Source organism: Winogradskyella aquimaris, assembly GCF_042676105.1.
GTDB lineage: Bacteria > Bacteroidota > Bacteroidia > Flavobacteriales > Flavobacteriaceae > Winogradskyella > Winogradskyella aquimaris.
The window spans coordinates 185,801-210,321 of sequence record NZ_JBHTJQ010000004.1 but is presented as its reverse complement, the minus strand read 5'-3'; the positions used below and the strand labels follow the sequence as shown (position 1 = coordinate 210,321).

Here is a 24,521-nt window from a genome sequence, read left to right as displayed (position 1 = left end):
ATTATACTAATGACGCTATCAAGAGAAGAAAGGATGATTAGCAACGCGTCTTACTTTTTCTTTTGCTGAGGCCTTAATGTACAATAAAACCATTTTCTCTGAACTATGTCCGGAAAACACCATAATGTCCTGTAGTGGCACACCACTGTTATAGGCGTTGGTGCAAAAACTTCTCCGGGCACTATGGCAACTAATAAATTGATATTTGGGCTTGGTGAGCAGTTCTGTTTTTCCACCAATGGTTTTTTCAACAGTTACCAATTCTGTAACCCCACAACGTCTCAATAATCCTTTAATTTCGCGATTAATAACCGTTTTGTGAACGTAGTTCGGAAATTTACCGTTTCTTTTTTCAAGAATTGTACTTATTGAAGAGTTTATAGGTATGTAAACGGGTTTGTTGGTCTTGTTCTGCTTAATAAAAATATGCTTTTTATTATTGATTTTTTCAGTGGTTGGATTCTTAAGGAACTTCATCAAATCCCCGATTCTAAGTCCTGTATTGCAGGCTATTAAAAATACATCTCTGATATTATCGAGTTTGTGGCATCCTATTTCTAGTTGACTTAGTCTAGAGAGCTCTTTTTCCGTAAGATAAGGGTGATTTACTTCTTCCCTGAATTTTTTGAAATAACGTTTCATGAATTCTCTATTGTCATGTATATCTTCATCATATGCGGCCTGAATAATTGTTTTCAGTTTTTGAAGATGGGAACCAATATAGTTTTTTGAGTAACCCATCCTTTGCCCGTAACTGATAAAGTCATAGTAAAAGGATTTATTAATCGCTTCGAATTTGAAGTCCTTAATTTTTTTCGACACTAGATAACGTTTAAGATAGACACGTGTATTGTTATAGGTTTTCAGGGTTTGGGAAGATAACTTACTTCCGGTATGTGGAGATATATTGGAGCTGTAAAATTGTATATAATAGCTGAAGTAGTTTAAGACGTAACTCTTGTCCAGACTTTTTTCTGAAACATCTTTTATGGCAGGTTTCGGGTTGATAATTTCTTGAATACTACGCTTAATTTCAAAAGTGTTTATATGTTTATTCCCTCCAATTTTAGATAGCTCCGAATAAACTAGTGTTCTGATTTTGTTAAGTTGAATATTTATATGATCACTATCGAGGATATCGTTTGGTACTTTTATGAGCTGAACTTTAGAATCCCAATATTTTACAGAGGTTATTGGAATTGAGAACGGGGTTGATTGTCTAATCCTTAATTTTGAACCTAATCGTAGTTCGGCAATTATAGTTGCACTTTTTTTCCCCTGTCTTAATTTAAATGTAAAAACCATCTTTAATTTTGTTCGTTGAACTTTATTTTAAGATAAATGATGGTTTCTGTTGCCCCTAAATTTGTGACCATTTTTGTGACCATGTATGTCATTAAATGTCGAACTAATTGCAATTTTGATTGAAAATTGCAATTAAAAGGGCTTAAAAACAGCAAATTTTACATAAAAATGTCAAAATTTTTATGCTGCCGAGGTCACTTATAAAAACCCTGTCTTACAACATATGGCAGGGTTTTCTATTTTAAAACCAATATTTTATTCCAAATTAAGTTTAGAGTGTTTTGTCAAAATTTACACCAATTAGTTCTTTACTAAGATTAGATTAGCAAAATAGTATTAAGTTCTAGCATCTTTTACCTATATACGTAAAGTTAATACTTTGCAATAATGGAGGCTGTTTCTAATTATGGTTTTAAATACTGGATTTCAGGTGCTTTAAGTTTTTTTAATATTTCTAAAGCTTCCTTCTCTGTAAGCCACTCTAGTCCGGTGCGAGCCATGACCCATCCCATTTTGACTTTTTGCTTGATGTAATATGTCTTACCCGCTTCAGGAGTTACTGTAAGTATGGCATAGTTTTCCATCTTACTAATTATTTCTATGGGTCCTTCTGCCGGATCTACTTGCCAGACTAAATAACTTTTAGGTCCTAATTCACCAATAAATTTTTCTCCTTGATATATCTTATAGGTTACAGCCGAACCAAAGGAACTTGGTCTTAGAACATATATCTGAGCCAAGGAATCATTGGTGTAATTAACACCATCTTTATTACTGTCTGGTTGTTGAACATATTGTTTAGTTGTAGCACATCCAGAGAATAATAAAATCAAACCGATTATAGACATAAATTTTTTCATGGTTCTTGATTTTTAAAATGAGTACTCTCTTAAATCCTAATTTCAAGTTATATTCTATAACAGTATTATACAATGATCATTCTCAGTCTTGAGAATAAAAAGGTGGATACAGACTTATATATGTTTTATCGTGTAATTCGGTTTTGCTGGTTTTAGTTGAGTTAGTCATTTTCCATTTAAGTTAAGAGTAAGAGTCTATGACCAGTTTCACAATTGATTATTAATTGTTTGAACATTAGTTATAGGTCGTAACAACTAAAAGCAAGTATTCGACTACTTGCTTTTTTTACTCAATGATTATTTTATTCTACTAATGAATCGCTAGGATTTCATTTTGCCAGTTATCTCATCTATTCTAATAAGGAAGACTATCGGAATTTCCATATTATATATTTTGCTTGAAAATTGGCTAATATAATCTAGGTCTTTATGCTCTTTTTTTAAAACGAGGTTTTTAATGCCTAATGAAAATTCGTGTAGATAGAGCTTGGCAGTGCCTCCGTCAATTTCTTGATATTGGCCATGAGCCAAAACAGATTGCCACTTATTATTGCTAAAAATTTCTGCAACAGCTAATGATATAGCATTTTGCTTTCGCATAGCTTTAATCTTGTGGCCATTTCCGGAATAACAAATTATGTAGTTTTCTTCACTGTTATAAAAATAAGTTATAGGAACGGTATATGGCTTGTTATTGCTTATATAAGATAAATAGCCTATATAATTATTTTTTAAAATTTCAGTACACTTTTTTGGTTCTAAGCTTTTAATCATTGTTGTAGAATTTGACCAATAAGTTACTAACTAAGATGTTGTTTTTTAATGACTTTGGTCAGTTTTGTAAATAAAAAGTAGCATGTGTTAGCTAGCTAACATTTTATACTAAATCGCTAAATTAGATTTGTTGCATATTAATTAAAATAATAAGCAATGATTAAAAAAACATTTTTAGGAATACTAGCATTAAGTTTTTTTGCGGTTTCCTGCAGTAGCGACGACGATAACAATTCGGAAACAACGTCAGACTTAACTTTAAATCTGCAAGGTCTGGAAGCTTTAGGAAGCGACTACGTTTACGAGGGTTGGATAATTGTAAATGGTCAGCCTGTAAGTACAGGCACCTTTACAAGTGTTGTTTTTCCTCAGACATTTTCTGTGGACAGAGTCCAATTGGAAAGCGCGACAACATTTGTGTTGTCCATTGAACCAGCGATTGATCCAGACCCTTCACCAGCAGATACCAAAATATTAGTTGGTGATTTTAATGGAACTATCGCAACAGTAAGTACAGCAATTGTGGGTGATTTTTCTAATGCTTCTGGTGCCTTCTTTCTAAGAACACCTACTGATGAAATGGGAACAAACAATGGAAATGATCAATATGGAGTTTGGTTTGGTACACCAGGCATGCCGCCGTTGCCAAATTTTCAATTACCAACATTGCCAGTGGGATGGGTTTATGAAGGTTGGGTAGTTGGAGATTCTGGGCCTTTGAGCACGGGCACATTTACAGCCTTTAATTCGGCCGATTTGTCGGCGCCATTTAGTGGACCTGCTGGTGGACCACCAGTTCCTGGTGAAGATTTTTTTGAGAATGCCCCAGTTGGTGAAACGTTTCCATTGGACGTTAGAGGTCGTATAGTTGTCATATCGGTAGAGCCCATGCCAGATGATTCTCCTGCTCCATTTGTGTTAAAACCATTAGTGGGCACAGCAGGGAATGCTACTGCACCTGCAACACATGAATTCGGACCTAACTTAGCATCCTTGCCAGTAGGTTCCGTAACAAGAAACTAATATTGAAAAAGTGCATTTACCGCTAAAGCGATAGACTATTTTAGTTTTTAGAAGGCTACCCTTTGGTAGTCTTTTTTAGTCTAAAGCATTTTTAGTAACGTATGCACGCCATCCAATAATAGCAAGCTGAAATTTGCTTGCTTTACTTAGGTCTAGTTGTTTTTTAGAGTAACTTGGAAGTATCGCTTTGTTGATTTTTGCAATAATCTTAAAAATAAATGTCTTCATTTTTGATGATTGGCAAAAGGATAGTAATCTCTTTTGCATATGGTCTCGGCGATAAAAATAGTAAAACTTATTCTAGAACTAAGTTTTACTCGTTTTTTGATTGGTTGATTTGATGGGTTAAATTTAGAATATCGAAAAAATAATATCGACAATCAGCTTTGCTAAAGTCATCATAATTTTATGGGTTTAGAGGTTAATTATTTGTTTTAAATTCTTGATTGAGTTTTCAATATATATCGGCAACAAATAGTCTTCCAAATGTTTTTATAAAAATCGACGATTTTGCATTTACATTTATAACTAAAAAAATAAAAAACATTACTAAAAATTGTGACTTATCTAGGATTAAGTTATAAAATGAAATAATAAATGTATATTATGATTTCATAATTATATGTTTGTAGAGGGTTTTTGAGAGAGATTTTCAAATCGTAGAGGCATTTCATCTCAAAAAGTAACAATTTTTAATTTTTCATCTTTTTGGACTTTAATCGTACTCAGAATTTTGATGGATTTTTTGACTTTGTTATTGTTAATAATTTTTAATTAACACCTATAGTCTTTTTTACTATTATCTTTGGAAAAAAATAAAAGATGCGACGTTTCTTAATTGTCTTAGTATTATTTCTTTTTCATAATGCTTGGAGTCAGGTTTTAATTATTAATGAGCTTGATCCCGACACACCAAGTACAGATACTGCTGAGTTTATTGAATTAAAATCTCAAGTACCAAACTTTTCCACAGATGGTTATATTTTGGTGTTCTTTAATGGGTCTTCAAGTGGTGCGGATTCCAGCTATATGGTTATAGACCTAAATGGTTATCAAACAGATAATAATGGGTTACTGGTTATTGGTAGTACAGGTGTTTATCCTTCTCCACAATTATTAATATCAGAAAATGTTATTCAAAATGGTGCAGATGCAGTTGGTATTTATCAGGCTTCGGTTAACGATTTTCCAGAAGGTACTTTGGCAACGCAAACAGACCTTATTGATGCCATGGTCTATGGTACCAATGATTCTGACGATACTGTGTTGTTAGGTTTGCTTGGTGAAACAATACAGTATAATGATAATGGTACAAATTCGAACCTTAAATCCATTCAACGTTTTGTTGATGGTATGGGAGTGGAATCGTATTCAACAGCAGTACCAACACCAAGACGTGAAAATGATGGCTCCGGCATTCCCATTAATCCAATAGAAATTACGGTTGTAGCGTCTCAGTATGATGAAGGCACTTCCTTTGATATCACGTTTACTTCTGAGACCAATGTGACTTCAGATTTAAATTTCAATATTAGCCTAAGTAATTTTGGGTTTAATACTTCAGATTTTTCTGGTAACACTAATCTTACAATTTCAAACGGTACCAATTCAACTTCTACGACAATAACTTTAATCGATGATTCTGACGACGAAGGAGATGAGGTCATGCAAATTAGATTTTTGGATTTAGTTGAGCCGTTTGTTCCTGGCAACAATAATCTCGAAGTTAGGATAGTAGATAATGATTTTACAGTTGCAGCTTGGGGAACTCCGGTGAATCCTACAACTGGCATTGTACAAAGCACCCAACCTGATGGGTATTATGATAGTTTAGATGGATTGTCAGATCTAGCATTAAGACAAGCTTTGCAAGATATTATTGCAGATCCTAATGTGGTAAGAGCACAAACATACGCGGATGTGATAGATATTTTGCTTGAAGCAGATCAAAATCCTGAAAATAGTAATCAGGTTTGGTTGCTTTATACGGAGGAAGGTAGAGCAAAGCTAGATTTACAAACCGGAAGCAGTAATGAAGGTAAATGGAATAGAGAACATACATTTCCACGTTCTAGAGGTGGTTTTTTCGATATTGAAGAAGATGAAATTGCAGATGGTATTGATGTGTTTTGGACCACTAAAGCAGATTCCTTACGTCATGGAAACTCCGATGCGCATGCATTACGTGCTGCAGATGCTGCTGAGAATAGCTCAAGGGGTAATCAACATTATGGGGAATATATTGGTCCAAGCGGAACATTAGGAAGTTTTAGAGGTGACGTGGCTAGAAGTGTATTATATATGGAAATTCGTTATAACGGACTACAGGTTGTAAATGGTTTTCCAGATATAACTGGGCAATTAGGTGATTTGGCGACCTTGTTGGATTGGCATAGAACCGATCCGCCAGATGATTTTGAAATGAATAGAAACAATGTAGTTTATACTTGGCAGTTTAACAGAAATCCCTTTATAGATCAACCTGATTTAGTGGAGTATATTTGGGGAAATAATGTAGGTGAGGTTTGGAATCAGCAATTGAGTGTAGATGACAATGAAATGAATGAAGTTTCATTATATCCAAATCCAACAACTGGTAGATTGTTTATAAATGGAATTGATATTGAAAGTATTGAGGTCTATTCTGTCGAAGGGAAACAATTAGGACAGTATAAACCTATAAATAATCAAGTGGATTTAGACCTAGCTTCAGGTTTGTATTTAATAAAATTGAATAATACCAAAGGTGCTTTGCTTAGAAAAATTATTATAGAATAACAGCTTTTTATATTATCAAAAGTCTTAAAGACTATTAACATTAAGAATAACTTGTCACAGACCAAGAGATTAAATTGGATTGAAAATGAAATACTATCTTCGCATTCTATAAAAAATGGGATTAAACAATTGGTTCGTAGATGAGTGTATTTTATGTATTGGCTGGCCTAGCATTATTGGTTGTAGGTGGTGATTTTTTGGTGAGAGCATCTGTGGGATTATCCTTTAAACTAAAGATTTCTAAGTTAGTTATTGGAATGACGGTAGTGTCTTTTGCGACGTCTGCGCCAGAACTTTTGGTGAGTTTGCAGGCCGCTTTGGACGGTGTTTCAGATATAGCACTTGGCAACGTTATAGGCTCAAATATTGCCAATATTGGGCTGGTTTTAGGGATTACGGCAATAATTTCTCCTTTAGCTGTTGATCGTGATTTTTACAGACTCAATTGGCCTATGATGATGTTGGTGTCTTTTGCACTCTATTATTTTTTAAAAAATGATGAAATACTTTCTGCTTTAGAGGGAGTAATCCTATTCATTGCTCTCTTGATATTTTTAGTAATTCTTATAAGAAGTTCTAGAAAGTCTATCAAGGCTAACTTGGACGAGGTGGATGATACCTTAGCTGAAGTTTCCAATTTTAAAATAGTGGCCTGGTTAATCATAGGTGCATGCGGACTGTATTTTGGTTCAGAATGGTTAGTAGATGGAGCAAAGCAACTGGCTTCTGCCATAGGTATAAGTGATTATGCCATTTCGGTAACCGTTATTGCTATTGGTACCAGTGTGCCAGAATTGGCCGCTTCGGTAATTGCAGCCTTAAAAAGAGAAAAAGCTATTTCTTTGGGTAACCTTATAGGTTCAAATATTTTTAATATTGCTTCCGTTTTGGGGCTCACAGCGATTATAAAACCTATTGCTGTAAATCCTGAAACACCAGAAATTCTATCAACTAACATATTCTGGATGATAACTTTTGCAGCTATTTTAGTTCCTTTGATTTTTATACCCAAGCGTTTTGAGATTGGTCGTTTAAAGGGAATGTTGCTATTTGGTGGCTATATGGTATTTGTCTTTTTAGCGCTTAAATAGAAAGACAAAAAAAAGCTCATAAATAAATATGAGCTTTTTCTTTAGTTATTTAGTGCGCTTTAAATATTTGCACTTTTTACAGTTTTTACAATTCTTCCTGCAACCTTATATGGATCTGCATTAGAAGCTGGACGACGATCTTCTAGCCAGCCCTTCCAGCCTTTCTCAACTGTAATAATAGGAATACGGATAGAAGCTCCTCTGTCGGAAATACCATAACTGAAATCATCTATAGATGCGGTTTCATGATCACCGGTTAAACGCTGGTCGTTAAATTCACCATAAACTTCTATATGCTCTTTAACTACAGGTCTAAAGGCTTCACAAATTTTTTCATAAGTAGCTTTATCACCGCAAGTTCTTAATGTAGTGTTAGAGAAGTTGGCGTGCATACCAGAACCGTTCCAGTCCATTTCTTTTCCTAGTGGTTTTGGATGATACTCTATGTAGTAGCCATATTTTTCGGTTAATCTGTCTAATAAATAACGTGCTACCCAAATTTCATCGCCTGCTTTTTTAGCGCCCTTCGCAAACAATTGGAATTCCCATTGTCCTGAAGCCACCTCTTGGTTAATACCTTCAAAATTTAAACCAGCTGCAATACATTGGTCGGCATGCTCTTCAACCAAAGCTCTACCGTGGGTGTTTCTGCCACCAACGGAGCAGTAATACAAACCTTGAGGTGCAGGATATCCACCAACAGGGAAACCTAAAGGCAGCTGTGTTTTCTTATCCATTATAAAGTATTCTTGCTCAAAACCAAACCAGAAATCATTGTCGTCATCATCAATAGTGGCTCTACCATTAGATACGTGAGGTGTTCCGTCAGGATTTAATACTTCTGTCATCACTAAGTAACCGTCCTTTCGTGCGGGATCTGGATAAATAGCAACAGGTTTTAATAAGCAGTCAGAAGAATCACCAGTAGCTTGTCTCGTAGAACTACCATCAAAAGACCAAATAGGACAGTCTTCTAATTTTCCACTAAAATCGTCTTCAATTTTAGTTTTGCTTCTCATGTTTTGAGTAGGCTTGTAACCGTCTAGCCATATATACTCTAATTTAGATTTACTCATCAGTATTGGATTTATAATTTGACACTGCAAAGATTATCTTTTTTTTTAAATGCTCAAAAAATATAGGGTGTTTTAGATAAAATGTTATTAATAGTTGTTGATAAACCCTAATTTTTAAGGGGTATATACTTTCCATTTTCATTATTTCGTATTTTTGGGGCAAAATTTAATAATATGTCAACATTGAGATTTTTTGCAGTAAAAGAGTCATTAAAAAGGAAACCCTTAAGCGTGGAAGAGCCAAAAAGGCGTTCAGAAATGTTTGGTGCCAATGTATTTAATGAGGCAGCTATGCGTCAATACTTAACAAAGGATGCTATGCAAAGTATCATGGAAGCCATAAACAAAGGTTCTAAGATTGATAGAGTTTTAGCTGATCATATTTCTACAGCAATGAAAGAATGGGCTATTTCTAAAGGAGCTACCCATTATACACACTGGTTTCAGCCGCTCACCGGTGCCACAGCTGAAAAGCACGATGCTTTTTTTGAAACTATAGGCGATGGTAATGCAATAGAAAAGTTTGGTGGTAGTCAGTTGGTACAACAAGAGCCTGATGCCTCAAGCTTTCCGCATGGAGGTATAAGAAATACTTTTGAGGCAAGAGGTTATACGGCTTGGGATCCTACTTCACCAGCTTTTGTTTACGGAACGACGCTTTGTATACCAACTGTTTTTGTATCCTACACCGGGGAAGCGCTGGATTATAAAACCCCATTATTAAGAGCACTATACGCTGTTGATAAAGCGGCAGTGGCTGTTTGTAAATATTTTGACAAAAATGTGAAAAAGGTAACAGCATCTTTAGGTTGGGAGCAAGAGTACTTTTTGATAGACAATGCTTTAGCGACTTCTAGACCAGATATTGTGCTTACGGGAAGAACATTATTGGGGCATTCCCCTGCAAAAGGCCAACAATTGGATGATCATTATTTTGGGACCATTCCATCCAGAGCCATGGCGTATATGAGAGATTTGGAGAACGAATGTATGCTTCTGGGAATCCCTGTAAAAACCAGACATAATGAAGTTGCACCTAACCAATTTGAGTTGGCTCCAATATATGAAGAAGCAAATTTGGCAGTTGATCATAATTCTTTATTAATGGATGTCATGCAAAAGGTTGCCAAACGGCACGATTTTAAAGTGCTAATGCACGAAAAACCGTTTGCTGGAGTCAACGGTTCAGGTAAACATAATAACTGGAGTTTAAGTACCGATACAGGAATAAATCTTTTATCTCCAGGTAAAACACCAATGAGTAATTTACAGTTTTTAACCTTCTTTATTAATACAATTAAAGCTGTGGAAACTCATGAAGAATTATTGAGAGCTGCTATAGCGTCGGCAAGTAATGACCATCGTTTAGGTGCTAACGAAGCACCACCTGCTATAATCTCAGTTTTTATTGGGGCGCAATTAACAAAAGTTTTGGAGGAGTTAGAAACCGTAACTAAAGGGAAGTTGTCGCCCAAAGAAAAAACGGACTTGAAACTCAATGTTGTTGGTAAGATTCCTGAAATATTATTGGATAATACAGATAGAAATAGAACATCGCCATTTGCCTTTACTGGAAATAAATTTGAGTTTAGAGCAGTAGGTTCTAAAGCGAATTGTGCCAATCCAATGACGGTTTTAAACACAATTGTAGCAAAACAGTTAATGGATTTTAAAGTAGAAGTTGATGTTTTGATCGATAAAAAGTCGATGAAGAAAGACGATGCTATTTTTAATGTATTAAGGGAATATATTAAAACATCCAAGGCGATTCTTTTTGAAGGAAATGGTTACAGTGAGGCCTGGGAAAAGGAAGCTAAAAAACGTGGTTTGAGTAATAACAAAACAACTCCAGAAGCACTTAAAGTTAAAGTTGCTAAATCTTCAGTTGAATTGTTTAAAAGTCTGGGGGTTATGAATGAGGTAGAAACTAAAGCGCGGTATGAAATTGAAATGGAGGAATATATCCTTCATATTCAAATAGAAAGTAGAGTCATAGGTGATATTGCCAGAAATCATGTCGTACCAACAGCTGTTAGATACCAGAATATTCTTATAGAAAATGTGAAAGGATTAAAAGCTATCTATGGCGAAGATTTTAGAGGTTTTGCTAAAGAACAGTTGAATATTATTGAGCAGATTTCTAGGCACATCGAAGCAATTAACTCTTTAGTGACCAAAATGATAGATGAACGTAAAATTTTAAATTCTGAAGCTAATATTGAAAAGAAGGCCAATGGGTATTGCAATAAAGTGAAACCATTTTTTGATGATATAAGATACCATTGTGACAAATTAGAATTAATGATAGACGATGAGTTATGGCCACTTACAAAATACAGAGAGCTTTTATTTACTAAATAGGCCTTTTTAACCAACTATATTCGTCTGTAGGCTATTATCTACGTAAGATTACGTAGATAATTAAGTGTCATATTTTGTTTTTTGTGTCGTTTGTCGATAACAAATACATATTATCGAAAACCCTTTAAAATCCCATAAAAAAAACTGGATATGCCGATTTTGATAGAGGTTTATTTAGTATTTTTGAAGTGCTATTAATCAATATTTGTTAAAATGAAGAAGTTACTATTAAGCGTAGCTATTCTTGTGGGTGCGACTTTAATTCTTGCTCAAGATAATTCTGAGGACATCAAGAACGTTATAAATGACGAGGTTGTTAATGTACAGCCTAAGCTACAGACAGAATCTTAAAATTAAGTTATAAACAAGGCTATTAGCCAAAAAAAATTAATAAAAGGGTAAAATCAAATTAAGGTTTTATCCTTTTTTCATTGAGGGTAATCTTTGGTTTGAGAAATATTTTTCTATATTAGGCCGCCCTATTTTCTTAAATGATCTAAGCTTATTTGCTAATTGAGAATAAATGATTGTTCAAAATAAAGTTAGATTATTAATATTAATTCTTACGTTGTTAAGTGCTATTTCCATTAAAGCACAAGTTGAAAAGGTACAAGAGCTGGACACTACAAGAACTAATACAGCCCTTTACAATGAACTTGATTTTCTTAGGTTTAGAGGAACCCACGTCATCGATGCCGCATTTGGTACGTCCTTACTTCTTGGAGATTATCCGGAAGCTAGTCCAGATATTTTTTTTAGAATAGGCTATAAGTATCATATAAACCGTAATCTTAATATCAATTTATCATTTAATAAGTATAATTTAACCGTTAGTGAAGATTTTAATCAAGGATACATGTCTTTTGATCTCAATCTTGAGTATTTAGTAATGCCGAATAAAGGGCTTACTCCTTTTTTATTTGGCGGTTATGGTTATAACGCCTCTAATTATTTTGAGGAAACGCAAACTAAGGTCCAATTTGGTTTAGGATTAGAATACATGGTAATGGATGGGTTGGGTCTTAAGTTATTTGGTGATTATAATTATGTGCTTTCCAATGAGATGGAAGGCTTAATCTTGCCTGAGAATGATGAATCCTTTCTACGCATTGGTCTTGGTGTAAATCTTTATTTAGGAGGTAATAAAAGAAAAGAGCAAATACTAAATCAAATTGATACGGTAATAAATTCCAATTTAATCAATTAATTAATTTCTATTCTTACTTTTGCATTATCAAACAAGATCCATATTAAGTTTCTATGAGCAATTCTATAAGCAAAAGATATGCACAACGTGGTGTTTCTGCCTCCAAGGAAGACGTGCATAATGCCATAAAGAATATAGATAAAGGCTTATTTGCTAAAGCTTTCTGTAAAATTGTACCAGATTATTTAACCAATGATGATGAGTACTGTCTAATTATGCATGCCGATGGTGCAGGTACAAAATCATCTTTAGCTTATATGTATTGGAAAGAAACTGGTGATCTCTCAGTCTGGAAAGGTATAGCTCAGGATGCATTAATAATGAATATTGATGACCTACTTTGTGTTGGTGCAACAGATAACATTATGTTGTCTTCAACTATCGGGCGAAACAAAAACCTTATACCTGGAGAAGTAATTTCAGCTATAATTAATGGAACCGAAGAGTTGATTGAAGATTTAAAACGTTTTGGTGTTACCGTACATTCTACAGGTGGAGAAACAGCAGATGTGGGTGATTTGGTTAGAACCATTATTGTAGATTCTACAGTTGTTGCCCGAATGAAGCGTTCAGACGTTATAGATAATGCCAACATTTCAGAGGGAGACCTTATAGTAGGTTTAGAATCCTTTGGTCAAGCCAGTTATGAGACGGAATATAATGGTGGTATGGGAAGTAATGGATTAACATCCGCAAGACATGATGTGTTTTCACAATATTTAGCTAGCAAATACCCTGAAAGTTTTGATGCTGCTGTTCCTAAAGAACTGGTTTATTCAGGAAATATAAAGTTAACGGATACTATAGAAAACGCACCACTGGATGCTGGTAAATTAGTATTGTCACCAACTAGAACCTATGCACCTATTATAAAATCAATTCTCAGTAAATATAATGGTGATGTTATTCATGGTATGGTACATTGTAGTGGTGGTGCCCAGACCAAAATACTTCATTTTATAGATGAGCTCCATGTTATAAAGGATAATTTATTTAAAATCCCGCCGTTATTTAAACTTATACAAGAGCAGTCCAAAACAGACTGGAAAGAAATGTACCAGGTCTTTAATTGTGGACATCGCATGGAATTGTATGTAAAACCTGAGGTTGCTGAGGATGTTATTGCGATTTCAAAATCATTCAATGTAGATGCCAAGATTATAGGTAGGGTAGAAGCCTCAAAAGCTAAAAAACTAACTATTAAAAGTGAGTTTGGTACGTTTACGTATTAAAATCTGGTAAATATGCATTATTTCAAAAGGTGTATTCTAGGGATTGCATTTTTGTATGGTTTATTGATTTCCGCGCAACCCGATTCTCTTTTTTTAGTGGAATCAACTACTAAATTGAATCTTGGGTGGAATACAAAAAATGAAGTGGGTCTTTATCTTAATCAGGTCTCCTTTACCAATTGGAATGCAGGTGGTACGAACTCAATCACAGCAATACTAACAGGTAAAGCTTCTTTAAAGTATAAAGCAGAAACTTATTTTTGGAATTCCTCACTTAATTTAAGATATGGTCTTAACAAGCAACAAGGACAAGCTTTGTTTAAAACCGAAGACGTTATTGAAGTAGTGTCTAATTTCGGTTTAGAAAAAAGTCCTGAAAGTAATTGGTTTTATTCTGCGAGATTTAGTTTTAATACTCAATTTGCAAATGGCTTTAGTAGCCCTGACGCAAATACACCGATATCAAAATTTATGGCGCCAGGCTATGTGTTTTTAGGTGTCGGTATGGAATATGGTAGACACATTGAAAGGTTTTCACTATATGCCTCGCCATTTACTCTGAAGACTACCTTTGTTTTGGATGAAGCCTTGGCCAATCAAGGTGCATTCGGGGTAAGGCCTGCTATTTATGATTTGACGGGCAATATCCTGAGAAAGGGTGAGCGTGTAAGGCAAGAATTAGGGATGCTATTCACTGGTCAATTTGAGGATGAGGTTCTTGAAAATATAAAATTGATTTCGCGTCTAAGGCTTTATACCGACTATTTGGTGAATTTTGGTAATATAGATGTTGATTGGGAAATTAATGTAGATATGAAGGTCAATAAATATGTGCAAGCAACTTTTGGATCTCATCTCAGATATGACCATGACATCAACACGGAAGTAGAGAAAAATGAAATTACCAATGAGGAAATTGTATTAAAAGGACCAAGAATACAATGGAAACAACTGCTCGGTGTAGGAGTTGTTGTGGATTTGGATAGTTTGGTAATTGGTAGTTCAGAACCTTTAAACTAATCTAACTGACCATCATTTAAATATTTGTAATCTTCCAAGTTCCTTAAATTATTTATCTCTTTTGTGGTTCCATTTTTCAGCAAGTAAATTTGGTCTGCACTATCAATAATGTGCTTGTATAGGTGGTCAGAAATAAGTATGATTTTTCTTTCTTTTTCCTCACAAATTAGATTTATTATAGTTTCTACATATAAAGGGGCAATATGCGAAAAAGGCTCGTCTAAAATCGTAATAGTACTTTTGGATTTTAAAATAATATAGGTCTCTACCACTCTTCGTTCACCACTTGATAGTTTATTGATTTTTTGGTTTTTATATTTTTCAAATGTTTCAAAAGACTGAACAAAATCACTCCAACAAACATTAAATAATTTAAAAATATTTCGGATTTTAATTCCAATTGGAACGAAATGGTACTGAGGTAAATATTTTACTAATCCTGTTTTGTAAAGTGGTTTAAGAATTGGTTCCCCATTTATTCTAACGAGTTTGTATTTTGGCTTTAGATTGCCAAAAATTATATTGAACAAGCTACTTTTTCCACTACCATTGCCGCCTAAAATTCCAGTGACACTACCCATTTCAGCTTTTACGTATATGCCGCTTAAAATTCGTTTGTGTTTAAAGTTTAATTCTATATTATCTACTTCAAGTACCATTGATTAAAGCTTAAAAAGTTTTGAATAAAAAAATAATGAATATCGTAAAGACACTGTCTACAAATAGCAATGATATAAATAGATAAATTGGTGATATTCCCATGTTTTTATAAAAAGTAAGTTTACGTTTAGCTGAGGTTTCATTCGTCACATACCAAGCAAATAGGATAAGAAAGAACTTGGTCACAATTGCAGGAATATATTGTGGATTCAACAACCCAATAAGTATGGAAATTATAATGGACCAGGCAATAAAAGTTTTGTAAAAGTGAAAGAAGAATAAGAGGTACTTCATATGAGTAAAGATATTATTCTTTAAATAAAACCTTTTATCAGTATTAGAAAAACGCAGGTAATAAAGCCATCTAGTAAAAAAATAATACTAAAGAATTTAAAGTAAGACACACCGCTTATTTTATAAAATTTTAGACGTTGTCTAAGCTTTCTGTCACTTAACATGATCCATAAAAGAAATACCAGAAAAAGTTTAGTACATAGCGCTAAAATTAATTCTGGATTAATTACCGTAATAGCAATAGTCACTAAAAAGGACCATAGAGCAAGCGGCTTATAATAGTTTAGTATAGCAATAATCTGCTTTCGCATACTTCATAAAACGCTAAAACAGTGAGAAATATTTTTTAAAACTGATGAAAAAGATGTATTCATTAAAATCCATAAAAAATCGTACTTTTGACTTCCAATTTTTTGAAGAGCGATGTTAGAGAAAATACAGATTGTAAAACAACGATTCGACGAGGTCAATGACCTTATCATACAGCCAGACATAATAGCAGATCAAAAGCGTTATATTCAATTAAATAAGGAATATAAAGATTTAAAAAAGATAGTTGATAAAGGAGCTATTTATAAAGAGTTGTTAGACAACATTTCCGAAGCCGAAGAAATTATAGCTGATGGTTCTGATGCCGAAATGGTTGAAATGGCAAAAATACAACTGGAAGAAGCAAAGGAGCAGTTACCAAAGATTGAAGAAGAAATCAGATTTTTATTGATTCCTAAAGATCCCGATGATGCTAAAAATGTGGTCGTTGAGGTACGTGCTGGCACAGGTGGTGATGAGGCAAGTATTTTTGCAGGTGACTTGTACCGAATGTACTCAAAATACTGTAGCAATAAAGGTTGGAAGGTAGATGTCGTAAGTACCAGTGAAGGAACCTCAGGAGGGTTTAAGGAAATCATTTTTGAAGTATCGGGTGAAGACATATATGGAACCCTGAAGTTTGAGGCAGGTGTACATCGTGTTCAGCGTGTGCCACAAACTGAGACACAAGGTCGTGTACATACTAGTGCAGCAACTGTGGTGGTAATGCCTGAGGCAGAAGAGTTTGATTATGAACTAGACATGACAGAGGTACGTATAGAGCGTACGACTTCTACAGGTCCTGGTGGTCAGTCGGTAAACACTACATATTCTGCTATTAAATTACATCACGAGCCAACGGGTATGATAGTAAGTTGTCAAGATCAGAAATCCTCACACAAAAACTTAGAAAAAGCCTTGAAGGTTTTACGTTCGCGTTTATATGAAGAGGAATTGAGAAAGCGCCAGGCCGAAGCTTCCGAGAAGCGTAAAAGTATGGTGAGTTCTGGAGATAGAAGTGCTAAGATTAGAACGTACAACTATCCACAAGGTCGTGTCACGGATCATAGAATCGGCCTAACACTCTACGATTTATCGAATATCATAGATGGAGATATTCAAAAAATAATTGACGAATTAATGCTTGCTGAAAACACTGAGTTGTTAAAAGCAAGTGACGATGTAATATAAATTGAAGGCCTCGTTTAGAGGCTTTTTTTGTGGTATGACAACAAACCAATTAATCACTCAAATCAAAAAAAAGCAATCTTTCCTATGTATAGGGTTAGATGTGGATTTAAATAAAATTCCCCAACATCTTTTAGAGGAAGAAGACCCCATATTTGCTTTTAATAAAGCTATAATTGATGCAACACATAACCTCTGTGTGGCGTACAAACCCAATACAGCATTCTACGAAGCTTATGGTATTAAAGGTTGGCAAGCCCTAGAAAAAACCATACACTACCTTAACGAAAACCACCCTGAAATTTATACGATAGCAGATGCCAAGCGTGGAGATATTGGTAATACCAGTAGCATGTACGCCAAAGCGTTTTTTGAGGATTTAGGTTTTGATAGCGTAACTGTTGCACCTTATATGGGCAAGGATTCGATAGAACCGTTTCTGGCGTTTAAGGATAAACATACCATTCTTTTGGCTTTGACATCCAATCAGGGAGCTTTCGATTTTCAGACGAAGCGTGTTGATGGCATCGAATTATATAAACAGGTTTTAGAAACCTCAAAAAATTGGAAGAATTCTGAGAATTTAATGTATGTAGTCGGTGCTACAAAAGCCGAATACTTAGCGGATATTAGAAAGATAATTCCAGAGCGTTTCCTTTTGGTTCCTGGAGTAGGTGCACAAGGCGGTAATCTTCAAGAGGTATGTAAATATGGAATGAGTCCTGATGTAGGCTTATTAATAAACTCATCTAGAGGCATTATCTATGCTTCACAAGATAAAGATTTTGCTCAAGCTGCTGCAACAAAAGCGGAGGTATTGCAAAAGCAGATGCATGAAGAGTTGAAGCAACTGCATTGAAATGATTTATCACGACCAGTTAAATCGAATAATCGAACTAAAGCAATCACCAAACCGAATAGTTTCGTTAGTGCCATCACAAACAGAATTGTTAGTAGATTTAGGTTTGATAGATCAAATCGTTGGTGTCACTAAGTTTTGCATTCATCCTTCTTCGCTTCGAAAAACTAAATCTGTAGTCGGTGGAACCAAGCAAATTGGCTTTGAAAAAATTAAAGCGCTTCAACCCGATATTATCCTTTGTAATAAGGAAGAAAACACAAAGGAAATGATTGATAAACTCAAGTCTATCGCACCAATACATATAAGCGATATTTATACCGTAGAGGACTGTTTAGAGCTAATTAAAACGTATGGTCAAATCTTTAATAAGTCCAACGAGGCATCAAGGTTGGTGAATGCTATAAAAACGGAAAAAGAGGCATTTCACTCTCAGCGATCAAGATCAAATAAAATGAAAGTAGCCTATTTTATTTGGAAGAATCCGTTTATGGTTGCAGCGTCAAACACCTTCATTCACAGCATGCTCAATGAAGCACATCTTTTTAATGTTTTTGAAGATGAAGAGCGTTACCCTGAAATACAATTAGACCATCCGAAAATAAAAGAAGCGGATTGTATTTTTCTTTCGAGCGAACCTTATCCATTCAAAGAAAAGGACATTGAAGAGTTTAAAAAACAGTTTCCAAGCAAAAAAATAATGATAGTGGATGGGGAAATGTTTTCTTGGTACGGAAGCCGAATTTGCAAATCCTATCGGTATTTCAAAAGTTATTTTTTAGCATAAAAAAAATCGGTATGTAACTAGCATACCGACCTTAATCTAACTAACTGTTCTAAACTCTTTTAAGACTTAATCTCTTTTGCAATACAAAGATGCTGACTTTCTTTGGTTTAAATGTTATGTTAACATTAGCTTATAATTAAATGTACTTTAATAACTTAGGAGTAAATTATGCGAGTTATGATAAATAGAACATTAACCTTAATCTTAACTCTATTCTGCTCATTTTTAACGGCTCAAAACCCTTCATGTAACTGTTGTAATGAGAAATATTCAGAATTTGATTTTTGGATGGGAAGCTGGGAGGTTTTCAAATCAGATGGAACTATAGCTGGTGAAAATACAATTGAAAAAATACAAGAAGGTTGTGTATTACAAGAAAATTGGATCAGTGCTACACCAGGCTATACAGGAACTAGCAATAACTTTTACAATAATGAAACTAATCAATGGGAGCAAATCTGGATTGACAACCAAGGACAGAGTTTGCATTTAACAGGAAATAAAGTTGGCGATCAAATGATTTTGCAAACGGCTAAGAAAACCAATACTGAGGGACAAACATTTTATCATCGAATCACATGGACTGATAATGGAGATGGTACAGTTCGGCAATTGTGGGAAACCATAACAGAAGGCAAAGATGTTACCGTGGCTTTTGATGGTTTGTATAAGCCTAAAAGCTAATTGGCTTGTATTTTTGTATCACCGATAATAAACTTAAGCTTATTCAATTGATTCAAAACTTTAGTTGCTTTAAATTCTGAAAAATCACTCAATGCATGGTCGGTCTGCCTCAGATTGTAAGCATCTTCCATAAGTTGTAGGTATTCTTGGTATAGTCTAAACCTTTTTCGGAGCAAACGTTCTGAATTATACACGGCAAAATATTTTTATTAAGACTCTAATTTACTAAATATTAAATAATAGGAGCTGTATTGTTAACAAAATTTTCTTAAGAAAATAATCTTATTAATCTTGCAGTGCAAACACCTTTTTTAATAAATCTGTTGTTCTTGATGAAACTTTAGTTCTAATTTCTTTCTCTTCAACTGCAATCATGGTATATACTCCATCTAAGGCTTCTATGGTAACATAATCCGTTAAATCAGGATTAACATCGCTAGTTAAGGGAAGGCTGTTGTATTTGGTTATAAGATTAGTCCAAATTTGATCTGCACCAACTTTGCCAAAAGAATTACTAATCACAGGCTTAAACTTGTTGTAAAGTTGTGCTTGTGTTTTAGAGATCAAGTAGGTTGTTGCGGCATTGTCATCACCTAACAAAATTGCCTTAGTATCATCAAAGGTAATGTCCTTTACTGCACTAACAAAAATTGGTGTGGCTTCCTTTACGGCATCTTCTGCCGCTCTATTTAATGCCTTAATACCTTCGTCTGCTAAACTACTTAGCCCAATTTTTCGTAGCGCCTCATCAACTTTTTGGAGTTCTTCGGGTAATAGAATTTTTACTAAATCATTTTTGTAAAATCCATCAGTTTGCGTCAGTTTGGTGACCTGTTTATCAATTCCCATATCCAATGCCTGTCGTAAACCAGCAGCAATATCCACATTTCCAATGCCACCAGATTGTGGTAATTGATTGACCACTTCTTGCAATTCTGCGCATGCAGTTAGATTAAAAACAATAAGTAAGGCAAAAATTTTTTTCATGATAAATTTAGGATTTGTAGTTCCTACAAAGATAATTTAATAGAGTAAGTATTTGCTTGTGATGAATTCAATTAAACATTCCTTAACTAAAGGTTGAAATTTTTATAAATTCCCTAAATTTGCACCTCAATTAAGCAAGATTTTTACGAATGGAACAAGTCGCACCCTATAAACCAAAGCATAAAGTACGAATTGTAACGGCAGCCTCTCTTTTTGATGGGCACGATGCAGCCATAAATATTATGCGCCGTATCATTCAAGCTACAGGAGTAGAGGTGATTCATCTAGGCCACGATAGAAGTGTGGAAGAAGTGGTTAATACTGCTATACAAGAAGACGCCAATGCTATAGCAATGACATCCTATCAAGGAGGACATAATGAGTATTTCAAGTATATGTATGATTTGCTACAAGAAAAAGGAGCAGGACATATCAAAATCTTTGGTGGTGGAGGTGGAGTCATCCTTCCTGAAGAGATCAAAGAGCTTATGGATTATGGTATTACTAGAATCTATTCGCCAGATGATGGTCGCGAAATGGGTTTACAGGGTATGATAAATGATTTGGTTGAAAAATCAGACTTTGCTATTGGTGACCATTTAAATGGCGAAGTTAAAGAACTAAATGAAAAAAATCCAAAATCTATTGCAAGAGTTATTTCTGCAGCCGAGAATTTTCCGGAAGTTGCAAAAGAGGCTTTAGAAACTATTCACAATAAAAATAAAACCTCAAAGACACCAGTTCTTGGAATTACTGGTACAGGTGGTGCAGGTAAATCATCTTTGGTAGACGAATTAGTACGTCGTTTCTTAATCGACTTTCCTGAGAAAACAGTTGGGTTGATTTCTGTAGATCCTTCAAAACGTAAAACTGGCGGTGCACTATTGGGTGATAGAATTCGAATGAATGCCATCAATTCACCTCGTGTGTATATGCGAAGTCTGGCAACACGTCAATCTAACTTGGCGCTTTCAAAATATGTCAATGAAGCTGTTGAGGTTTTAAAGGCAGCTGAATACGATTTAATCATATTAGAAACCTCTGGTATAGGCCAGTCAGATACGGAAATATTAGAACATAGCGATGTGTCGCTTTATGTTATGACACCTGAGTTTGGTGCTGCAACACAGCTTGAGAAAATCGATATGTTAGATTTTGCTGATCTGGTAGCCATTAACAAATTTGATAAACGTGGTGCTCTGGATGCTTTGCGCGATGTGAAGAAGCAGTATATGCGTAACCATAATCTATGGCATGAGGATCCAGATACAATGCCAGTTTTTGGAACTATTGCTTCTCAGTTTAACGATCCAGGAATGAATACGCTCTATAAGGCAATAATGGATAAAATTGCTGAAAAAACGGATTCCGATTTAAAATCTACTTTCGAGATTTCTAAAGAAATGAGTGAGAAGATTTTTGTCATTCCGCCATCACGCACACGTTACCTTTCTGAGATTGCTGAAAATAACAGGGCTTACGATAATACTGCTAATGCTCAGGTAGACGTAGCCCAAAAGTTATATGGAATTTTTAAAACGATTTGTACTGTTGGCAATGTTAACAATAGCGAAGTGGAACGGTCCTTTTTAGGGAAGCAAGGTTTAGATCAAGATGAGATCTTAAAACAAGTCCAAGATGACAAAAAGGATTTTATTAAAATGCTTATTGCGGAATTTGATCGTGCAAAATTAAACTTAGATCCTTACAATTGGGAAATCATAACAGGTTGGGAGGATAAGGTTAATCGTTATAAAGATCCTGTTTATACCTTTAAAGTAAGAGACAAGGAAATTAAGATCGAAACGCATACCAAATCCCTATCGCATTCGGATATTCCTAAAGTAGCGCTGCCAAAATACCAGGCTTGGGGCGATATTTTAAGATGGTGTTTACAAGAAAATGTACCAGGGGAATTTCCCTATACCTCAGGATTATACCCTTTTAAACGTACAGGTGAGGACCCAACACGAATGTTTGCTGGAGAAGGTGGGCCAGAGCGTACTAACAGACGTTTTCATTACGTAAGTTTAGGTATGCCTGCTAAGCGTTTATCCACAGCATTCGATTCGGTAACGTTGTACGGAAACGATCCAGATTACAGACCTGACATTTATGGTAAAATTGGTAATGCAGGTGTTAGTATTTGCTGTTTGGATGATGCTAAAAAACTATATTCAGGGTTTAATTTGGCAGATGCGATGACTTCGGTTAGTATGACCATTAATGGTCCTGCACCAATGTTACTTGGCTTCTTTATGAATGCAGCTATAGATCAACAATGCGAAATTTATATCAAGGAAAATGGTTTGCAAGATGAAGTTGAGAAAAAGATAAAAGCCATCTATAAAGATAAAGAGCGTCCTAAATACAACGGTGAAATCCCTGAAGGTAACGATGGTTTAGGATTGATGCTTTTGGGTGTCACTGGTGACCAAGTTTTACCAAAAGATATTTATGAAGATATAAAGGCGAAGACTATTGCTCAGGTGAGAGGAACCGTTCAGGCAGATATTTTAAAGGAAGATCAGGCACAGAATACCTGTATTTTCTCAACAGAATTTGCCTTGCGTTTGATGGGTGATGTGCAAGAATACTTCATTGAGAATAACGTACGTAATTTCTATTCAGTATCCATTTCTGGCTACCATATTGCCGAAGCTGGCGCCAATCCAATTTCGCAGTTGGCATTTACCTTAGCCAATGGATTTACCTATGTAGAATACTACCTAAGTAGAGGAATGGATATTAACAAGTTTGGCCCGAATTTATCCTTCTTCTTTTCAAACGGGATCGATCCAGAATATGCGGTTATCGGTAGAGTAGCCCGTAAAATTTGGGCAAAAGCCTTAAAGCATAAGTACGGCGCTAATCCAAGAGCTCAAATGTTGAAATATCACATTCAGACTTCTGGTCGCAGTTTACACGCTCAGGAAATTGATTTTAATGATATTCGTACCACCTTGCAAGCACTTTATGCGATTTACGATAATTGTAACTCATTGCATACCAATGCTTACGATGAAGCCATTACAACACCTACGGAAGAATCGGTACGTCGTGCTATGGCCATTCAGTTAATCATTAATAAGGAATTGGGATTGGCCAAAAATGAAAACCCAATTCAAGGGTCTTTCATAATTGAAGAATTAACCGATTTGGTTGAAGAAGCTGTACTAGCAGAGTTTGATAGAATCACTGAACGTGGGGGCGTGCTTGGTGCTATGGAAACCATGTATCAGCGTTCGAAAATACAGGAAGAAAGCTTGTATTATGAAACATTGAAGCATAATGGTGAATTCCCTATTATTGGTGTAAATACCTTCTTAAGTAGTAAAGGCTCACCAACAGTGCAGCCAGCAGAAGTTATAAGAGCAACCGAAGAGGAAAAAGAGAATCAGATAAAGACACTAAAGAATTTGCATAAAGCAAACGATACTTCAGAATTGTTAAAGGATTTACAGATGAAAGCAATCAATAATCAAAACATTTTTGAAGCTTTAATGGACGTTTGTAAGGTGTGTTCTTTAGGGCAGATTACCAATGCACTTTTTGAAGTAGGTGGCCAGTATCGTAGAAATATGTAAGAAGTTAATTGTATTAAAGCGTCAACATCCAATGGCGCTTTAGTTTTCTAAAGGTTCTAATTTCACCACGTAGAAGTGGCAAATAATCTTTTCCATTACTTTTAGAACGCTCTAGACGTCTGCAATTACTATAAAGTTTTGTTGTAAGACGCTCTAAACTTTCTAAGTGTTTATGCTTTTTAATTTTGCAATTCTCACGTTCTACATTGATGATTTCTGGAGCAAGATTAGACGACTGTTGTACAATGTCACCAGAAAAGTAAATATCGTTATCTTCAGTACCATCCTCATTCAGATAAGATAAATCGTGATTTAAATAGGTAGAAATGCTTCTTGAAAGCATAATAATATCCATTGCCTTTTGATATACAGGCAGTTCCGAAAGGTGTGAAGGTAGGTTATAATTCATTTTAATAGCAATTGTTACGAAGTTACTTAA

22 protein-coding genes are annotated in these 24,521 nt (G+C 35.0%); 13 read left to right on the top strand and 9 right to left on the bottom strand.

Features of this window, described 5'->3' with window-relative positions; translation table 11 throughout:
• Positions 1–18 precede the first annotated feature (18 nt).
• The 3 genes from ACFQ1K_RS05400 to ACFQ1K_RS05390 all read right to left on the bottom strand — a co-directional run bounded on the left by ACFQ1K_RS05400 (position 19) and on the right by ACFQ1K_RS05390 (position 2,939).
• Positions 19–1,305, bottom strand: a complete 1,287-nt coding sequence (locus ACFQ1K_RS05400; protein ID WP_320556702.1) for a tyrosine-type recombinase/integrase — start codon at positions 1,303–1,305, stop codon at positions 19–21.
• A 404-nt stretch (positions 1,306–1,709) separates the two neighbouring features.
• The gene (locus ACFQ1K_RS05395; protein WP_320556703.1) at positions 1,710–2,165 is read right to left on the bottom strand and encodes a DUF2846 domain-containing protein; all 456 of its coding nucleotides are present in this window, start codon (positions 2,163–2,165) and stop codon (positions 1,710–1,712) included.
• A gap of 321 nt (positions 2,166–2,486) precedes the next feature.
• Positions 2,487–2,939, bottom strand: coding sequence for a pyridoxamine 5'-phosphate oxidase family protein (locus ACFQ1K_RS05390; RefSeq protein WP_320556704.1), 453 nt, complete (start codon positions 2,937–2,939; stop codon positions 2,487–2,489).
• Positions 2,940–3,095: 156 nt separating this feature from the next.
• Here ACFQ1K_RS05390 and ACFQ1K_RS05385 point away from each other — a divergent pair, with 156 nt between their 5' ends.
• A complete protein-coding gene (locus ACFQ1K_RS05385) occupies positions 3,096–3,962 on the top strand; it encodes an anti-sigma factor (protein WP_320556705.1) in 867 nt (288 codons plus the stop codon).
• 75 nt (positions 3,963–4,037) lie between these two features.
• Here ACFQ1K_RS05385 and ACFQ1K_RS05380 read toward each other — a convergent pair whose 3' ends face one another.
• Positions 4,038–4,190: an SsrA-binding protein gene (locus ACFQ1K_RS05380; RefSeq protein WP_320556706.1), complete on the bottom strand. Its 153-nt coding sequence runs from the start codon at positions 4,188–4,190 to the stop codon at positions 4,038–4,040.
• A 594-nt stretch (positions 4,191–4,784) separates the two neighbouring features.
• Here ACFQ1K_RS05380 and ACFQ1K_RS05375 point away from each other — a divergent pair.
• Complete coding sequence (locus ACFQ1K_RS05375) at positions 4,785–6,740, top strand: endonuclease (RefSeq protein WP_320556707.1); 1,956 nt, start codon at positions 4,785–4,787, stop codon at positions 6,738–6,740.
• A gap of 140 nt (positions 6,741–6,880) precedes the next feature.
• Positions 6,881–7,831, top strand: a complete 951-nt coding sequence (locus tag ACFQ1K_RS05370; RefSeq protein WP_320556708.1) for a calcium/sodium antiporter — start codon at positions 6,881–6,883, stop codon at positions 7,829–7,831.
• A gap of 59 nt (positions 7,832–7,890) precedes the next feature.
• On the opposite strand, the gene ACFQ1K_RS05365 is transcribed toward ACFQ1K_RS05370, so the two are convergent.
• Entirely contained in the window at positions 7,891–8,907 is a 1,017-nt protein-coding gene (locus tag ACFQ1K_RS05365; RefSeq protein WP_320556709.1) for a glutamine synthetase beta-grasp domain-containing protein, read from the bottom strand.
• 174 nt (positions 8,908–9,081) lie between these two features.
• On the opposite strand from ACFQ1K_RS05365, the gene ACFQ1K_RS05360 reads away from it, so the two are divergent.
• The 5 genes from ACFQ1K_RS05360 to ACFQ1K_RS05340 all read left to right on the top strand — a co-directional run bounded on the left by ACFQ1K_RS05360 (position 9,082) and on the right by ACFQ1K_RS05340 (position 14,727).
• Positions 9,082–11,268: a glutamine synthetase III family protein gene (locus ACFQ1K_RS05360; RefSeq protein WP_320556710.1), complete on the top strand. Its 2,187-nt coding sequence runs from the start codon at positions 9,082–9,084 to the stop codon at positions 11,266–11,268.
• A gap of 213 nt (positions 11,269–11,481) precedes the next feature.
• A complete protein-coding gene (locus ACFQ1K_RS05355) occupies positions 11,482–11,619 on the top strand; it encodes a hypothetical protein (RefSeq protein ID WP_320556711.1) in 138 nt (45 codons plus the stop codon).
• Between the two features lie 172 nt (positions 11,620–11,791).
• A complete protein-coding gene (locus tag ACFQ1K_RS05350; RefSeq protein WP_320556712.1) occupies positions 11,792–12,475 on the top strand; it encodes an outer membrane beta-barrel protein in 684 nt (227 codons plus the stop codon).
• 53 nt (positions 12,476–12,528) lie between these two features.
• Positions 12,529–13,707: an AIR synthase related protein gene (locus ACFQ1K_RS05345; RefSeq protein ID WP_320556713.1), complete on the top strand. Its 1,179-nt coding sequence runs from the start codon at positions 12,529–12,531 to the stop codon at positions 13,705–13,707.
• Between the two features lie 12 nt (positions 13,708–13,719).
• Positions 13,720–14,727, top strand: a complete 1,008-nt coding sequence (locus ACFQ1K_RS05340) for a DUF3078 domain-containing protein (protein ID WP_320556714.1) — start codon at positions 13,720–13,722, stop codon at positions 14,725–14,727.
• On the opposite strand, the gene ACFQ1K_RS05335 is transcribed toward ACFQ1K_RS05340, so the two are convergent.
• Positions 14,724–15,386: an ABC transporter ATP-binding protein gene (locus ACFQ1K_RS05335; protein ID WP_320556715.1), complete on the bottom strand. Its 663-nt coding sequence runs from the start codon at positions 15,384–15,386 to the stop codon at positions 14,724–14,726. The two genes, ACFQ1K_RS05340 and ACFQ1K_RS05335, sit on opposite strands and share 4 nt — an antisense overlap.
• A gap of 718 nt (positions 15,387–16,104) precedes the next feature.
• On the opposite strand from ACFQ1K_RS05335, the gene prfA reads away from it, so the two are divergent.
• The 4 genes from prfA (at position 16,105) to ACFQ1K_RS05315 (ending at position 19,508) form a co-directional block, all read left to right on the top strand.
• Positions 16,105–17,181, top strand: coding sequence for a peptide chain release factor 1 (prfA, locus tag ACFQ1K_RS05330; RefSeq protein ID WP_320556716.1), 1,077 nt, complete (start codon positions 16,105–16,107; stop codon positions 17,179–17,181).
• 34 nt (positions 17,182–17,215) lie between these two features.
• The gene (gene pyrF / locus ACFQ1K_RS05325; RefSeq protein WP_320556717.1) at positions 17,216–18,037 is read left to right on the top strand and encodes an orotidine-5'-phosphate decarboxylase; all 822 of its coding nucleotides are present in this window, start codon (positions 17,216–17,218) and stop codon (positions 18,035–18,037) included.
• 1 nt (position 18,038) lies between these two features.
• Complete coding sequence (locus tag ACFQ1K_RS05320; RefSeq protein ID WP_320556718.1) at positions 18,039–18,824, top strand: ABC transporter substrate-binding protein; 786 nt, start codon at positions 18,039–18,041, stop codon at positions 18,822–18,824.
• Between the two features lie 177 nt (positions 18,825–19,001).
• Positions 19,002–19,508, top strand: a complete 507-nt coding sequence (locus ACFQ1K_RS05315) for a hypothetical protein (protein ID WP_320556719.1) — start codon at positions 19,002–19,004, stop codon at positions 19,506–19,508.
• Here ACFQ1K_RS05315 and ACFQ1K_RS05310 read toward each other — a convergent pair.
• A complete protein-coding gene (locus ACFQ1K_RS05310; RefSeq protein ID WP_320556720.1) occupies positions 19,505–19,702 on the bottom strand; it encodes a Lacal_2735 family protein in 198 nt (65 codons plus the stop codon). The genes ACFQ1K_RS05315 and ACFQ1K_RS05310 overlap by 4 nt on opposite strands.
• A 91-nt stretch (positions 19,703–19,793) precedes the next feature.
• On the bottom strand, positions 19,794–20,495 hold the full coding sequence (locus ACFQ1K_RS05305) for a DUF4197 domain-containing protein (protein WP_320556721.1): 702 nt from the start codon (positions 20,493–20,495) through the stop codon (positions 19,794–19,796).
• A gap of 149 nt (positions 20,496–20,644) precedes the next feature.
• Between ACFQ1K_RS05305 and ACFQ1K_RS05300 the strand changes: the two genes are divergently transcribed.
• A complete protein-coding gene (locus ACFQ1K_RS05300; RefSeq protein ID WP_320556722.1) occupies positions 20,645–24,082 on the top strand; it encodes a methylmalonyl-CoA mutase family protein in 3,438 nt (1,145 codons plus the stop codon).
• Positions 24,083–24,095: 13 nt separating this feature from the next.
• Here ACFQ1K_RS05300 and ACFQ1K_RS05295 read toward each other — a convergent pair whose 3' ends face one another.
• Positions 24,096–24,491: a hypothetical protein gene (locus ACFQ1K_RS05295; protein WP_320556723.1), complete on the bottom strand. Its 396-nt coding sequence runs from the start codon at positions 24,489–24,491 to the stop codon at positions 24,096–24,098.
• Positions 24,492–24,521: the final 30 nt, after the last annotated feature.

What these genes read in the sequence shown, in the direction of transcription:
- ACFQ1K_RS05335 (WP_320556715.1), bottom strand. Translation starts at nt 15,386, where the DNA reads ATGGTACTTGAAGTAGATAATATAGAATTAAACTTTAAACACAAACGA.
- ACFQ1K_RS05390 (WP_320556704.1), bottom strand. Translation starts at nt 2,939, where the DNA reads ATGATTAAAAGCTTAGAACCAAAAAAGTGTACTGAAATTTTAAAAAAT.
- ACFQ1K_RS05345 (WP_320556713.1), top strand. Translation starts at nt 12,529, where the DNA reads ATGAGCAATTCTATAAGCAAAAGATATGCACAACGTGGTGTTTCTGCC.
- ACFQ1K_RS05375 (WP_320556707.1), top strand. Translation starts at nt 4,785, where the DNA reads ATGCGACGTTTCTTAATTGTCTTAGTATTATTTCTTTTTCATAATGCT.
- ACFQ1K_RS05355 (WP_320556711.1), top strand. Translation starts at nt 11,482, where the DNA reads ATGAAGAAGTTACTATTAAGCGTAGCTATTCTTGTGGGTGCGACTTTA.
- ACFQ1K_RS05400 (WP_320556702.1), bottom strand. Translation starts at nt 1,305, where the DNA reads ATGGTTTTTACATTTAAATTAAGACAGGGGAAAAAAAGTGCAACTATA.
- prfA (WP_320556716.1), top strand. Translation starts at nt 16,105, where the DNA reads ATGTTAGAGAAAATACAGATTGTAAAACAACGATTCGACGAGGTCAAT.
- ACFQ1K_RS05315 (WP_320556719.1), top strand. Translation starts at nt 19,002, where the DNA reads ATGATAAATAGAACATTAACCTTAATCTTAACTCTATTCTGCTCATTT.
- ACFQ1K_RS05365 (WP_320556709.1), bottom strand. Translation starts at nt 8,907, where the DNA reads ATGAGTAAATCTAAATTAGAGTATATATGGCTAGACGGTTACAAGCCT.
- ACFQ1K_RS05360 (WP_320556710.1), top strand. Translation starts at nt 9,082, where the DNA reads ATGTCAACATTGAGATTTTTTGCAGTAAAAGAGTCATTAAAAAGGAAA.
- ACFQ1K_RS05395 (WP_320556703.1), bottom strand. Translation starts at nt 2,165, where the DNA reads ATGAAAAAATTTATGTCTATAATCGGTTTGATTTTATTATTCTCTGGA.
- ACFQ1K_RS05385 (WP_320556705.1), top strand. Translation starts at nt 3,096, where the DNA reads ATGATTAAAAAAACATTTTTAGGAATACTAGCATTAAGTTTTTTTGCG.
- ACFQ1K_RS05305 (WP_320556721.1), bottom strand. Translation starts at nt 20,495, where the DNA reads ATGAAAAAAATTTTTGCCTTACTTATTGTTTTTAATCTAACTGCATGC.
- ACFQ1K_RS05380 (WP_320556706.1), bottom strand. Translation starts at nt 4,190, where the DNA reads ATGAAGACATTTATTTTTAAGATTATTGCAAAAATCAACAAAGCGATA.
- ACFQ1K_RS05370 (WP_320556708.1), top strand. Translation starts at nt 6,881, where the DNA reads ATGAGTGTATTTTATGTATTGGCTGGCCTAGCATTATTGGTTGTAGGT.
- ACFQ1K_RS05350 (WP_320556712.1), top strand. Translation starts at nt 11,792, where the DNA reads ATGATTGTTCAAAATAAAGTTAGATTATTAATATTAATTCTTACGTTG.
- ACFQ1K_RS05340 (WP_320556714.1), top strand. Translation starts at nt 13,720, where the DNA reads ATGCATTATTTCAAAAGGTGTATTCTAGGGATTGCATTTTTGTATGGT.
- ACFQ1K_RS05300 (WP_320556722.1), top strand. Translation starts at nt 20,645, where the DNA reads ATGGAACAAGTCGCACCCTATAAACCAAAGCATAAAGTACGAATTGTA.
- ACFQ1K_RS05320 (WP_320556718.1), top strand. Translation starts at nt 18,039, where the DNA reads ATGATTTATCACGACCAGTTAAATCGAATAATCGAACTAAAGCAATCA.
- pyrF (WP_320556717.1), top strand. Translation starts at nt 17,216, where the DNA reads ATGACAACAAACCAATTAATCACTCAAATCAAAAAAAAGCAATCTTTC.
- ACFQ1K_RS05295 (WP_320556723.1), bottom strand. Translation starts at nt 24,491, where the DNA reads ATGAATTATAACCTACCTTCACACCTTTCGGAACTGCCTGTATATCAA.